Here is a 12155-nt window from a genome sequence, read left to right as displayed (position 1 = left end):
AACTGGGGTTTTTTATGTTATTTAAGCCAGGCGAGACCCCACAGAACGAAACGTTAGTGGAGTTCGAGGAGGCTCGCGGATCGCCCACGGAAAGGGAAGGCCTAACCTGAAAGGTTAACCACAAGTAACTTTATCAAGTTATCAGAAAATAACCTACACCCCAACAAATATTGTAGAGCCAAAAATGAACCCGAATCAGTATCGAGATCATATTTTAGCTGTCTAGCTTTTTTAAACTGTCCACTTTTTAGAGTACAGTTCAATAGACTTCAGTGTTTAAATATATGAAAATTTAATATTTTTTCACTGAATTTTTCTGGAAGATTGTATAAAAGAACAAAAATAAGATTAAAAATAGAAGAGGGATGGTGATGACTTTAGGAACAAGATTCATCATACCTAGTAAATTTAACGTAAACGCTCCTAAAATTAATAAAATCCAGAAAAGTATTTTAACCATCTAAATCACCTTTTCCCGTTAGTTTTACTATTACATCATATGATTTGAAAAGTTGATTAGAATAAAAAAAAGGAAGGCGCGAGCCTCCATTTATTTAATAAATCTCCAAAATGTACCGTACTTAACTGGTACGCGTTCTATTTTCTGTTTTAAGACTAGTTTCTTTAATTCCTTTTCCGCTCTCTCCATGGTCCAATCATAGACTACTGCGACTTCTTTTGTCGCAACAAATTCAAAATGACACATAAAATCTTCTAATGATGGCTTTCTCAGTGGTCTGACGTTTTGCCCAAGAATTTCAAAGAATGCGCGCTCATAAACTTCATTTGTATGAAGGCCAGATACTTTTAATCCATCGCCATCATGCCCTCTATTAAACATAACGATGGTCGGATAGTGATCAATATCCATTTCACATACTAGATTCCAGTCACGTTTTAAAGCTCTTTTTGCTGTATCTGAATGAAAGTCTTTTTTTAAATTCATCTAGATCCAAATTGACTTCATTAGCTATATCTAACAAAACCTGTTCGTTCGAAATATCTTGTTTCTTCAAGAATAAAAATTCCTGCAATTTTCTTAAGAATTTAGAGCCAAGTCTTTGACCCTGAAACTCTGCTGCTTTAATGGATAAAGCGACAATGGAAGGTGTTGATACGGGGTTTTCGTACCAAAGGTCTCCATCGCAGCTCATCCCCGTCTTAGATGCAATATGCTCCCAGTGTTGTGCTAATTTGTTTGTTTTTTAATTGATTGACAGTTTAAGCTTGTTAGATTACTAGATACAATAGAGCGTAGTTTAAAATAGCAACCATATTCCATGGCAAGTTTCTTGATGGCTGGCTCTAAAGACCAGCATTCTGGGCAAAGCGGATCTATAAAAACGTACATTTCGACTGGTTTATTAACTAAAGAACAAAAGTCAACTTGGGAATTATCATTCGATGCTAGATTGTCCATTACTTCTGAGGTTAACTTTCCCACATCGATTCCCCTTTCAACTCTTTTTATTTATATATCTATTCTTCTGTATTCATCATATGATTCGCTGTCATCGTTAGTCTCTCATAAATAGATGACTTATAAGGCTCATCAATTTCAGCTTCATCTAAGGCGCCTGCCATACACTCTAACCATGCATCGCGTCTAGTAGGTGTGATTGGGAACGGCATATGACGAGCTCTTAACATCGGGTGGCCGTGTTCCTGAATATATAGCGGTGGCCCGCCGAAAAATTGAGTTAAGAATTGTTTTTGCTTTCTTGCTGTTTCGGTTAAATCATCCGGAAAAATCGGAATTAAATCAGGGTGTTGCCCCACTCGTTTATAAAAAGCCTCAACTAAGCGTTCAACGGCCTCGGCTCCCCCAATTGCATCATATATATTACCTTGTTGGTATGCCATGTTAGTAAAATCCTTTCCAGAAAAGAAATAGTATATATCATTAATAATTAGGTTATCATTTTTCTGTATATATTGTAGCAACGTAAAAATAGACTGGCAAATTATAAGGTCTAAGATACGGTATTAAAAAAGCGCTGTATTTTATTTTCTGTTTTGGTTGATTTAATAGAATAACGTTGAAGGATCTCTTTTAAAAAGGCTTCACCTTGCTCATAAGAAGGAGATTCGATTTCTAGTTCATAATCTTCATGACCATTATACGTGCTATAATCAAGTACCAATGTGTGATCACTAACAATTTTTTCTAAACGATAGGTTGTTAGTTTTCCTTTATATTTTATATCACTTTGATCTATATTTAGATGGTTTAATTGACGTTCGATGTTCTCTTTTAAGTAAACTTCATTATTGAACCATTGTGTTGCTTCTTTCTCTGTTAACACGTCGTGTGTTTCTAATAATCCTTCTTTGCTAGGTTGTTTTAAAGTTGCGACAAAGGATGAACCTTTTTCCCTAATACGAAGTGCCATGAGATGTTTTTTTAAAGAAAATAAGTCTGTCTCAAAATAATAGTTTATTTGTTTTTTAGGGCTGTGCCCTTCAAAATAATCATTTCGTAATTCCTCGTATTGTACTTTGGTTAATAAATTCTTGAATTCAATTTCAATTTCTTGCATAGGAGTTCCCCCAATCCATTACTAACATAATCAATTTCATTGGTTTGTTATTATTATGAGCTATAGTTTCACGTGTTTCAAAAGTTAAGTTAAAATAATTTTGTGATACAATAAAAATGCAACTCGCAAGATTTGGAAAGTGAGGGGAACGGCAATGAATTGGGAAATATTCCTAGCACCATATACCCAAGCAGTAGATGAACTTAAAATCAAACTAAAAGGCATGCGCAAACAATTCGACTATGAATCACGCCATTCTCCAATCGAATTTGTGACAGGTCGTGTAAAACCTATTTCCAGTATTATTGAAAAAGCAAAAAGAAGAGATATTGCTATGACTAATGTGGAAGAAGAGATACAAGACATTGCAGGGTTAAGAGTGGTCTGTCCATTCGTTGAAGATATTTATGAAATCGTTGATATGTTAAGATTAAGGAAAGATTTTACGATTGTTGAAGAGAAAGATTATATTGAAAAGAATAAGGAAAGTGGTTACCGTTCGTATCATGTCATTATTACATATCCAGTTGAGACAATCTATGGAGAGAAACGTTTGCTTGCTGAGATCCAAATTCGGACGTTAGCGATGAACTTTTGGGCAATTAATGAGCACTCGTTAAATTATAAATATTCTGGTCAAATTCCAACTGAAATTACACAGCGTCTAAAAAATGCCTCAGAAGCGGCCTTTCGTCTAGATGAGGAAATGTCTAAGATTAGGCAGGAAATTAGAGATGCTCAAGAAGTGTTTAGACGTAAAAGGATTAGAAGAGGAAGGAGTCGTGACAATGAAGTTTGCGATCCAGTGCCGAGGAGATCAAGATTCAAAAGAAATTAAATCAAAATTAAAGAGCTATTTAACCCAATTTAAAATGGAGTACAATGAAGAGGAACCTGATCTTTGTATTTCAGTAGGTGGAGACGGGACGTTACTTGAAGCGTTTCATCGATATGTTCATCGATTGGATCAAACGGCTTTTATTGGTATTCATACTGGGCATTTAGGATTTTATGCGGACTGGGTACCAGATGAATTGGAAAAATTAATCATTGAAATAGCCAGAACGCCTTTTCAGGTTGTGGAGTATCCGTTATTAGAGTTAACTATTCGTCCAAATGATTATGATGAAGAGCATACGTATATTGCTTTAAACGAAATCACTGTAAAAACGTCTGAAGGTTCTGTTGTTGTTGATGTAGAAATCAAAGGGGAACACTTTGAAACGTTTAGAGGTGATGGTTTATGCATTTCAACACCATCTGGCTCTACAGCCTATAATAAAGCACTAGGTGGGGCGATTATTCATCCTTCACTTGAAGCTATTCAAATTACAGAAATGGCATCAATCAACAATCGTGTATTCCGTACGGTGGGCTCACCACTTATTTTACCGAAACATCATACTGCAATCTTAAGGCCTAAAAACGAACGGACCTTTATGATTACGATTGATCATTTAAATATGGCTTTTAATGATGTTCATACGATTCAGTGTCGTGTAGCTAAAGAACGCGTAAGATTTGCACGCTTTCGTCCATTTCCATTTTGGAAAAGGGTTCATGACTCATTTATATCAGATTCTAGATCGGAGTTATCCTAAGATGATGTTAAAATGGAAAATCACATCATCTGATGAACATAAGCTCGTTCGTGATTATTTACTTCACGACCGAGCTTTTTCTAATCGTTTATTAAAAGAATTGAAGAAAAGTGGCAAAATACTAGTTGAAGGTGAACCAGTAACAGTCAGACACTCACTTAGGTCAGGTCAAATCTTAACAGTTCACATGCCTATTGAATCTGTAAATGAAAATTTAAAACCAATAGAAATGAATTTAAATATAGTTTATGAGGACGACTTTTTACTTACTATAAATAAACCTAGAGGACTATCCGTACTACCAAATATGAATGATGAGGTGACTTTGGCGAATGGATTAGTCGACTATTATCTCCAAAATCATATCAAAAGCACAGTGCATATCGTAACTAGAATAGATAAATGGACATCAGGTCTCGTTTTAATTGCTAAAAACAAATATATTCACTATTTGCTTTCCAAACAAAACATTCATAGAGAATATAGAGCTATTATAGAGGGCAAGATTCAAAAGGAAATAGGAACGATTGATCTACCTATCGCTAGAAATTTACCATCTATTATTGAACGCAAGGTGGATGTTAATGGAAAAAGAGCGACCACCCATTTTCAAGTTTTAAAAGAAATGAATGATCGCTCTCTTATTGCTGTTACGTTAGATACTGGCAGGACCCACCAGATCAGAGTTCATTTTTCATATATGGGTCATCCTTTAATTGGGGGATGATTTGTATGGTTCGACACAACGGAGTATAAATGGCCAGGCATTGCATGCTCGTCTGCTAAAGTTTAAACATCCCATAAATAGCAAGGTCATATCATGCGTTGCCTCATACCCCAGTGAAATTCAAGAGTTATTGATTTAATTTTCCGATTCAAACATAAAGCTTTTTTGTCTTGAACGTACGTTTAGAATTAAACCAATTGCCGCCATATAAACGAGGAGTGACGTACCCCCATAGCTCATAAAGGGTAGAGGTAACCCTGTTAACGGCAGTAACTGAACAGACATACCGATGTTTTGGAAAATCTGATAGGTAAACATTCCGACAATTCCAACGGCTAAATATGTGCCAAAAGGGTCTTTAGTCTCTAAAGCTATTTGAATAATGCGGTAGATCATTAAGAAGTATAAAACGACTAAAATACTTGCACCGACAAATCCAAATTGTTCAGCTACGGCTGTGAAAATCATGTCTGTGTGCCTTTCAGGAATCCAAACTTGGTAGTTCATACTTCCTTTACCTGACAATTGCCCAGATCCGATGGCAAGCATTGATTTTATAGATTGCATGGCGGCTCCATCTGTATAAAGATGTGGATTATCCCATGCTTTAATACGATCGGCAACGTGATCAAATGATGTCTCATCCTCAATAAATGAAATAAAAGTATCAGGGTTGGCGAAATATAACATAAATAATGAGGCAATGATCACGAAGGCTGTACCGAATAAAGTTAATATCGTTCGCCAGCGAATACCAGAGATAATGATTAAAAAATGCCGCAATAGATAATATAACTAACGAAGAACCAATATCAGGTTGAATCGCTATTAATAGGAAGACAGGCAGCGTTAAGATTAAAATTTTTCCTAATAAAAATAAATCATATTGTAAATCTTTTTTGGTCCATTTTTCATTATGACTTGTAATCACATGGGCTAAAGCTACAACTAAGAATACTTTAACAAACTCTGATGGTTGTAAAGTGGTACCTCCAAATTTGTACCAACGAAGAGCGCCGTTGTTCTCCCAGGCCCAAGGTAAGAAGTGTAGCCCTGCTAGCATGAACACACCTAGTATATATAACGGCCATGCAAACTTACGGTAGCGGTCAAAATCAAGAACCATAATTGCTGCGATCCCAATGGAACTTATGATAAACCAGATAAGTTGTTGCCTAGCATAACCGCTATAAAAAGATGGATAGGCTTCCCCAAGTGTATATAAAGTAAAAATACTTATTCCAACAATTAAAATTATAGTGGTGACTAGAAAGGTGTCTAATCGTGGTCTTGTGTTTTGATTATCCATTTCAATCTCCCTTAATACGGTTTCTCTCTATAATCATAATACGTTAATTTAGTTTATTTTAAAATAGGGAATACTTACAAAGAGAAGATTTAACACATTTTTTGAATTTTAGTTGGCATCTCAAATGGTTTTATATAAAATGATACATAATGATTTCGTCTGAAGGAGGGGACTGACTTGGAAATGCAACAAAATCATAAAAGTTTAGAATACGAAGCGATTATCGCTAAAATATATCAAGCATTAGAAGAAGACTCAATCGATCGATTTCGATCTGAATTTTGGAGCTCCACCCATACGATCAGGCGAATATTTTCTGAATTTATTAAAAGAAACTAGATTACAGATTTATACGTATTTGTCGCCAGATGAAATGGCTGAAATCATTGAGCACTTTGAATTAGAAGATGTCAGTGAAATTATTACTGAAATGAACCCAAGGTTTGCGGCTCAAATTTTCGATGAGTTATCGACAGATGATGCTGTTGATATAATGAATATACTCGAGAGAAACCAAATTGCCAGCTATTTAACGTTAATGAACAGAGAAGAAGCTAAAGAGATTAAAAATCTCCTACATTACGAAGAACGTACAGCTGGTAGTATTATGACGACTGAATATGTCGTTGTAAATCAAAACATGACCATTAGACAGGCTATGTTGCATCTGCGTGATGAAGCGCCAGATGCCGAGACCATTTACTATGTTTTGTCATTGATGATGATAAAAGGTTGGTTGGCGTCATATCTTTACGTGATTTAATCATTTCAGAAGAAGATTGGGTTGTTAGTGATGTCATGAGTGAACGTGTTGTTTATGCTTCGGCTGGAGATGATCAAGAGTCGATTGCTAAACTAATGCGTGATTATGATTTTCTTGCATTGCCAGTTGTAGATTTCAAGAAACATTTGTTAGGGATTATCACCGTTGATGATATTTTAGATGTTATGGATGAAGAAGCGAGCGATGACTATTCAAAGCTTGCGGCCGTAACGGATATGGATCGTAATGACTTAAGTGCTATTGATGCTGCTAAAAAGCGTCTGCCATGGTTAATTATTTGTTATTTTTAGGGATGATTACTGCAACCTTAATTGGACAATTCGAGGAGACGATTGCGGAGGTAGCGTTATTAGCCGTCTTTATCCCATTAATTGCCGGAATGGCTGGTAATACAGGCACGCAGGCACTTGCCGTAACTGTTCGCGGTATTGCTACTGGCGACGTTATGAGTGAAGGAGCCATGAAACGTTTAATGCGAGAAACGTTAACAGGGTTAATAACAGGTGTTATTTGCGGAGTAACCATCATTTTAATTGTTATTGCTTGGCAAGGTATAGACCAATTATTCTTAGGGGTCGTTGTTGGTGTATCGATCATGGCATCTCTAATTGTTGCTACAATAGCAGGTTCCTTCTTACCTTTACTCATGCATAAACTGAACATTGACCCTGCTGTCGCTAGTGGACCATTTATTACAACCATTAATGATATTATTTCAGTCATCATTTACTTTGGATTAGCAACGACGTTTATGGAATACCTAACTTGAATCATAAATACTCAATCTTTATTAAAATATGGATTGAGTATTTATTATTTTTATATAAAATAGGACTAGGTACTAATATTTAATCATAAAAAATGTATTAGAAATCAGGAGGCGGAATAAATGAACTTTTCTTTAGAAGGTCGCACGTATGTCGTGATGGGTGTTGCAAACAGACGGAGTATTGCTTGGGGGGATTGCTCAATCATTACACGATGCAGGAGCACGTCTAGTTTTCACTTATGCCAATGAGCGTTTTGAGAAACCTGTACGCGACTTAGCGGACACATTAGACCGTGATGATTCATTATTTTATGAGTGTGATGTTACATCAGATGAAGCAATTGAGAAAACTTTTTCTGAAATAAAGAATGATGTAGGTGTGATTCATGGACTAGCTCACTGTATCGCTTTTGCGAAGAGAGAAGAGTTAAAAGGTGAATTTTTAAATACATCTCGAGAGGGCTTTCATTTAGCGCATGATATAAGCGCATTTTCATTAGCAGCCGTGTCACGTGCAGCGAAAGATGTTATGACAGAAGGCGGTAGTATCTTAACGCTTACCTATTTAGGCGGCGAACGTGTCGTTGAGAATTACAATGTCATGGGTGTTGCAAAAGCTAGTTTAGATGCAACGATGCGTTACCTTGCTAATGACCTCGGTAAGTATGGTGTACGCGTTAACGCTATTTCTGCTGGGCCAATTCGTACAGTTTCAGCTAAAGGTGTGGGCGACTTCAACGCGATCTTAAAAGAGATTGAAGAACGTTCTCCACTACGTAAGCCAGTAACTAAGGAAGAAGTAGGCGATGCGGCTTACTTCTTAATGAGTGATTTATCACGAGGTGTTACAGGTGAAATCATTCATGTTGATTCAGGCTACAATATTCTAGGATATTAATGATATCTGAACTCCGAACTAATTTATTGGTTCGGAGTTTTTTCAATTTAAAGCGTATCTCACAGAATTGGGTGTTTGTGCATAATATGGGGTTAGAATCATAAGAAAGGAGTATGTCAGATGGAGAAGCGTCATATCAAACCTTTATTATATATTGACCAAAAACATAACCCTGAGCCTGAATTGACATCCCAAACCTTTTATTATAGTGCTTATCAAAATACTGAAGAAAAGAGACAAGAAAAGGAAGCGCAGGCAGCAAGTGAGTCTAGCCGTAGCCGTTTTCAATCACTATCTAAAAGCGATAAATTAGATTACATTCTGAACTTGCAAGAAACACTTCCGCCATTAAAGTGCAGACTGTTAACTAAAGAGGGCGCCTTAACTGGAATCATTGAAGAGATGAAAGGTGATACGATTGTATTCATTTCGAGAGAACTACCTAGAAGACGTACGATGAATAAAGAGGATCTACTAGATATTCAGATTGTAGGGTTTTAAGATGGGGCATTGAAGTGAGTTAATCATAATATTAGCTCGCTTTATTTTTAAAAATATTGAAGATAATATCGATAAAATGTATTCAGTTTTGTAAATTTATCAAAGCTAAAAAATGGAGCTGCTTCGTATTGGAGCAGCTCCATTTTTGTGTAAAAAACATGGCCTTCAGTCTAGTTAATCGCATCGACTGCTGGTAAGCATGTCACGTGGCAGAAGCATTTTAAGTCGACATTGATGCAGATTCCAGTCGTTCTTAGATTAGCTGTTTTTGATGGGTTGGATCTTTAGGGTTTCGATCCGAGTCAGCTGGATCACGAAGTAATTCTAATACTGCGCAATCATCATCGTAGACTTTCTTAACGCGGAAGAAGAAGCTACCTATTACCGTATGCTGCTGGTCATTTAAAACACCATACCCTTTAAATGGTTTACACTCACAATATAGTAAAACAGGTACTGTGTCTAAACCGGATGGTGACGTAGTATCCCCCAATAAATCCTCAATCGATTGCTTACAGCTAATGTCGCACTCGTGTTCGACGATGTCATTTTGTGCATCAACAATCTGACGTAGAATATCGCTTACACAGTTGTCAGAATGTTCTTTCCCTTTACAAGACATTGTCATTCTCCTTTCTTAGTCATATGACCTTTCTTACGTTATTAATCTATGCATTTGACCTGATAGGGTGTGGGCAATTGATGGTTTTTTAAATTTTTCTTAGGCAATATCACATTTTCTAAACCTAAAAATGTAATTGTTTACCCGATTCATGCCAAATCCATAATGTTAATCAAACAACTTAAATTCTTAAAATTCTTTATAGTAGGTCAAGCGACCATGCCCTTCGATGTTGGTTGAATATACTATTATCGTACATTTACGAAGAGGGAGTGAATGGTAATGTCTGATGAAAGAAAAGAACTGCATGTTAAAGATTTAGTTGTAAGAGCTGATAACGTTATGTTTGAACGTCCTAATCGCAACCGTGATCGTGATTTCTTGTTCGGTCCACGTCGTCGTAGAGAAGAAGAAATGGAAATGAACGAAGATCACGTCATGGAGGAAGAATCAACAATGGAGGAAGCTGAAGAGGACCATCATGAAGAGGATCACGATGATGATCATCGTGACCGCAGGCCACCATTTTTCTGGATGTAGATTTTTTGAACTCGTATGGCTCCATACGAGTTCTTTTTACATATTTTTAACGAATACCTAATATAATAAGGGGGATTTAATATGAAATGGCTACACGATTTAGAGAAGATATTAATAGAAATTGGAAAGCAAACTGAAAAAAGGGAGGTAAGGAATATAAACATTTAACAGAATGGGATACTAAATTAGCCAAGGATCTTCAAAACTTAGAGAAGTTCGGTAAAGAGTTTGAAAGTTGGTTTGATGGGAAATAACGGACATAAATGATTAAGCGTTCACGAATAATCTAATAGAAAAAGGGAAATGATATAACAAGGAGGGAAAAATCATGGGTTATATCGCACCTGTCGATTTTCATCAGTACCGTCAATATCATAATCGCCATATTTCAAAAAGTCATAAACAGGAATTAACATTAGAGCGTGTTTTTAGAGCTGAGTTTCAAAAAGTTAAACGGCAAAAAGATACCTACGATGACGAATTAAAAGTCAAGCCCGTTCCAAAACTATCAATTTATCAAACAAAGACATCTAAATACACAACTATGAATCCTGATGATTTAGCAGATATAACAGGAAAAGGTCAGAACTTTAGCGAATCTGTATAGTAACGACAAGTACAAGGAGTAAATTCTGATGCAAATGATGCAGCTCAATGATAATTGTTATGTATTCATGAGTTCTGTTAATGTCGGGTTTATACATCGTGAAAATCAAGGCATGTTAATTGATGCAGCCATTGACCGTTCTGCGATACGTAAAGTAGTGCGCCAGCTTGACGAAAAACCTACCTATTACACATCTGCTTATAACACATGCACATGCTGATCATTACGGAGGCGCAGCTTATTTAGTTAAACAATATGGTGTTAAAGTAATCGCACCTACATTTGAGAGGGCTATTATAGAAAATCCCATTCTCGAACCAACTTATTTATTCTCTGGAAATGATCCATTAGATGAACTGAGAAATAAATTTTTAGAAGGACCAGAGGTAAAGGTTGATATTGAGATTGAGGAAGGGTATCAGAAAGTAGATAAATTTGAGTTTGAAGCGATCGCAACACCAGGCCATAGTTATCACCAACTAGCAATTAATATTTATGACACTTTGTATGCTGCTGACAGTTATTTTGGTAAAGAAGAAATAAAGAAACATAAAATACCTTACATTACTAGTGTTGATAAAGCAGTTAAAAGCCTTGAAAAATTAAAAACTGTTCAAGTTAAAGGTGCTGTGCCAGGGCACGGTCCATATGAACAACAATTTGTTGAAACGATTGAGGCTAACATAGACTACCATCAGATGTTACTAGAAAAAGTGTATGGAGAAATTGCAGAAAAACCTACCGTCTCTCACGAAGAAATTGTAGCAAGAATGTGTACGATGATGAAGGTTAAAAGTGACTTACTTGGTCCATTTCTCCTTTTTAGAACGGCTGTAACAGCCTATATCACCGCTCTTATTAACGAAGATAGAATTGAACACTATATCAAAGATTTTCGCTGGATCTTTAAAGTAAAAGAGGAAGGGAGCTAGTATGGCATCACATACAGCCCTTCCTCTTTGTTGTATTCTGCATACATGACTTCTTCAATTGTTAATCCTTGACCTTTAATTTCATCAATTACTTGTTGTTCATCCCACTCAATTTCTAATAAATTTTCTTTTACTAGTTCTCCATCAGTAATGATTGCCATTGGTAAAATGGTCTCTTGAGGAGGAGCTTTAAAAAATTCGTTTGTTGGTGTTTGATATATATACTTTTTTAGGACATTGATTGAACCATTAGTCTCAAATATTGCATATTCCACTTCTTGAATCGAGAATATATCTTTATCCCTTAGTAAGTGCATTAATTGAT

Annotated in this window: 14 protein-coding genes and 4 pseudogenes; 10 read left to right on the top strand and 8 right to left on the bottom strand. The window is 36.1% G+C overall.

The features are described 5' to 3' along the window. Positions 1 to 292: 292 nt before the first annotated feature. The 4 genes and pseudogenes from JCM13188_RS21950 to JCM13188_RS11700 all read right to left on the bottom strand — a co-directional run bounded on the left by JCM13188_RS21950 (position 293) and on the right by JCM13188_RS11700 (position 2540). Positions 293 to 460, bottom strand: coding sequence for a hypothetical protein (locus tag JCM13188_RS21950; protein WP_377329950.1), 168 nt, complete (start codon positions 458 to 460; stop codon positions 293 to 295). Positions 461 to 550: 90 nt separating this feature from the next. Then, positions 551 to 1420: pseudogene (locus tag JCM13188_RS11710) on the bottom strand (ClpXP adapter SpxH family protein). A gap of 59 nt (positions 1421 to 1479) precedes the next feature. Further along, entirely contained in the window at positions 1480 to 1863 is a 384-nt protein-coding gene (locus JCM13188_RS11705; protein WP_054754253.1) for a globin domain-containing protein, read from the bottom strand. Positions 1864 to 1973: 110 nt separating this feature from the next. Further along, positions 1974 to 2540 (bottom strand): CYTH domain-containing protein, encoded by a 567-nt coding sequence (locus tag JCM13188_RS11700; protein ID WP_054754251.1) that lies wholly within the window; start codon positions 2538 to 2540, stop codon positions 1974 to 1976. 154 nt (positions 2541 to 2694) lie between these two features. Between JCM13188_RS11700 and yjbM the strand changes: the two genes are divergently transcribed. Genes yjbM through JCM13188_RS11685 form a run of 3 tightly spaced genes read left to right on the top strand, consistent with a single transcriptional unit; the run spans position 2695 to position 4868 of the window. Beyond that, positions 2695 to 3378, top strand: coding sequence for a GTP diphosphokinase (yjbM, locus tag JCM13188_RS11695; protein ID WP_054754249.1), 684 nt, complete (start codon positions 2695 to 2697; stop codon positions 3376 to 3378). Beyond that, positions 3329 to 4141 carry an NAD kinase gene (locus JCM13188_RS11690; RefSeq protein WP_054754246.1) on the top strand — a complete coding sequence of 271 codons (813 nt, stop codon included), beginning with the start codon at positions 3329 to 3331 and terminating at the stop codon, positions 4139 to 4141. The genes yjbM and JCM13188_RS11690 overlap by 50 nt, the downstream gene beginning before the upstream one ends. Before the next feature lies 1 nt (position 4142). Beyond that, on the top strand, positions 4143 to 4868 hold the full coding sequence (locus JCM13188_RS11685) for an RluA family pseudouridine synthase (RefSeq protein ID WP_054754245.1): 726 nt from the start codon (positions 4143 to 4145) through the stop codon (positions 4866 to 4868). A gap of 135 nt (positions 4869 to 5003) precedes the next feature. Here the strand turns inward: JCM13188_RS11685 and JCM13188_RS19155 are convergent, their stop codons facing one another. Continuing rightward, positions 5004 to 5651, bottom strand: a complete 648-nt coding sequence (locus JCM13188_RS19155) for an FtsW/RodA/SpoVE family cell cycle protein (RefSeq protein ID WP_279401771.1) — start codon at positions 5649 to 5651, stop codon at positions 5004 to 5006. Next, positions 5536 to 6177, bottom strand: a complete 642-nt coding sequence (locus JCM13188_RS19150) for an FtsW/RodA/SpoVE family cell cycle protein (RefSeq protein WP_279401770.1) — start codon at positions 6175 to 6177, stop codon at positions 5536 to 5538. The genes JCM13188_RS19155 and JCM13188_RS19150 overlap by 116 nt, the downstream gene beginning before the upstream one ends. A gap of 183 nt (positions 6178 to 6360) precedes the next feature. Here JCM13188_RS19150 and mgtE point away from each other — a divergent pair. The 3 genes and pseudogenes from mgtE (at position 6361) to JCM13188_RS11665 (ending at position 9129) form a co-directional block, all read left to right on the top strand. Beyond that, positions 6361 to 7730, top strand: a pseudogene (gene mgtE, locus JCM13188_RS11675) (magnesium transporter). A 120-nt stretch (positions 7731 to 7850) separates the two neighbouring features. After that, positions 7851 to 8628: pseudogene (gene fabI / locus JCM13188_RS11670) on the top strand (enoyl-ACP reductase FabI). 120 nt (positions 8629 to 8748) lie between these two features. Beyond that, positions 8749 to 9129, top strand: coding sequence for a CotO family spore coat protein (locus JCM13188_RS11665; protein ID WP_054754243.1), 381 nt, complete (start codon positions 8749 to 8751; stop codon positions 9127 to 9129). Positions 9130 to 9299: 170 nt separating this feature from the next. On the opposite strand, the pseudogene JCM13188_RS11660 reads toward JCM13188_RS11665, so the two are convergent. After that, positions 9300 to 9751, bottom strand: a pseudogene (locus tag JCM13188_RS11660) (CotY/CotZ family spore coat protein). A gap of 282 nt (positions 9752 to 10033) precedes the next feature. Here JCM13188_RS11660 and JCM13188_RS11655 point away from each other — a divergent pair. The 4 genes from JCM13188_RS11655 to JCM13188_RS11645 all read left to right on the top strand — a co-directional run bounded on the left by JCM13188_RS11655 (position 10034) and on the right by JCM13188_RS11645 (position 11830). Beyond that, a complete protein-coding gene (locus JCM13188_RS11655) occupies positions 10034 to 10291 on the top strand; it encodes a hypothetical protein (RefSeq protein WP_279401769.1) in 258 nt (85 codons plus the stop codon). Positions 10292 to 10619: 328 nt separating this feature from the next. Further along, positions 10620 to 10898, top strand: coding sequence for a hypothetical protein (locus JCM13188_RS11650; RefSeq protein ID WP_054754239.1), 279 nt, complete (start codon positions 10620 to 10622; stop codon positions 10896 to 10898). 28 nt (positions 10899 to 10926) lie between these two features. Then, positions 10927 to 11118 (top strand): MBL fold metallo-hydrolase, encoded by a 192-nt coding sequence (locus tag JCM13188_RS19145; protein WP_279401768.1) that lies wholly within the window; start codon positions 10927 to 10929, stop codon positions 11116 to 11118. Next, a complete protein-coding gene (locus tag JCM13188_RS11645) occupies positions 11066 to 11830 on the top strand; it encodes an MBL fold metallo-hydrolase (protein WP_279401767.1) in 765 nt (254 codons plus the stop codon). Before JCM13188_RS19145 ends, JCM13188_RS11645 begins: the two co-directional genes overlap by 53 nt. Here the strand turns inward: JCM13188_RS11645 and JCM13188_RS21045 are convergent. Next, complete coding sequence (locus JCM13188_RS21045; protein WP_369404976.1) at positions 11827 to 12147, bottom strand: YetF domain-containing protein; 321 nt, start codon at positions 12145 to 12147, stop codon at positions 11827 to 11829. The two genes, JCM13188_RS11645 and JCM13188_RS21045, sit on opposite strands and share 4 nt — an antisense overlap. Between the last annotated feature and the right edge of the window lie 8 nt (positions 12148 to 12155).

The organism is Piscibacillus salipiscarius JCM 13188 (genome assembly GCF_001311865.1).
Taxonomy (GTDB): domain Bacteria; phylum Bacillota; class Bacilli; order Bacillales; family Alkalibacillaceae; genus Piscibacillus; species Piscibacillus salipiscarius.
The sequence above is the reverse complement of the archived record's forward strand: the minus strand, read 5'-3'. Positions and strand labels throughout refer to the sequence as shown.

What these genes read in the sequence shown, in the direction of transcription:
- JCM13188_RS11685 (WP_054754245.1), top strand. Translation starts at nt 4,143, where the DNA reads ATGATGTTAAAATGGAAAATCACATCATCTGATGAACATAAGCTCGTT.
- JCM13188_RS21045 (WP_369404976.1), bottom strand. Translation starts at nt 12,147, where the DNA reads ATGCACTTACTAAGGGATAAAGATATATTCTCGATTCAAGAAGTGGAA.
- JCM13188_RS21950 (WP_377329950.1), bottom strand. Translation starts at nt 460, where the DNA reads ATGGTTAAAATACTTTTCTGGATTTTATTAATTTTAGGAGCGTTTACG.
- JCM13188_RS11705 (WP_054754253.1), bottom strand. Translation starts at nt 1,863, where the DNA reads ATGGCATACCAACAAGGTAATATATATGATGCAATTGGGGGAGCCGAG.
- JCM13188_RS19150 (WP_279401770.1), bottom strand. Translation starts at nt 6,177, where the DNA reads ATGGATAATCAAAACACAAGACCACGATTAGACACCTTTCTAGTCACC.
- JCM13188_RS11655 (WP_279401769.1), top strand. Translation starts at nt 10,034, where the DNA reads ATGTCTGATGAAAGAAAAGAACTGCATGTTAAAGATTTAGTTGTAAGA.
- JCM13188_RS11690 (WP_054754246.1), top strand. Translation starts at nt 3,329, where the DNA reads ATGAAGTTTGCGATCCAGTGCCGAGGAGATCAAGATTCAAAAGAAATT.
- JCM13188_RS11700 (WP_054754251.1), bottom strand. Translation starts at nt 2,540, where the DNA reads ATGCAAGAAATTGAAATTGAATTCAAGAATTTATTAACCAAAGTACAA.
- JCM13188_RS19145 (WP_279401768.1), top strand. Translation starts at nt 10,927, where the DNA reads ATGCAAATGATGCAGCTCAATGATAATTGTTATGTATTCATGAGTTCT.
- JCM13188_RS11650 (WP_054754239.1), top strand. Translation starts at nt 10,620, where the DNA reads ATGGGTTATATCGCACCTGTCGATTTTCATCAGTACCGTCAATATCAT.
- yjbM (WP_054754249.1), top strand. Translation starts at nt 2,695, where the DNA reads ATGAATTGGGAAATATTCCTAGCACCATATACCCAAGCAGTAGATGAA.
- JCM13188_RS11665 (WP_054754243.1), top strand. Translation starts at nt 8,749, where the DNA reads ATGGAGAAGCGTCATATCAAACCTTTATTATATATTGACCAAAAACAT.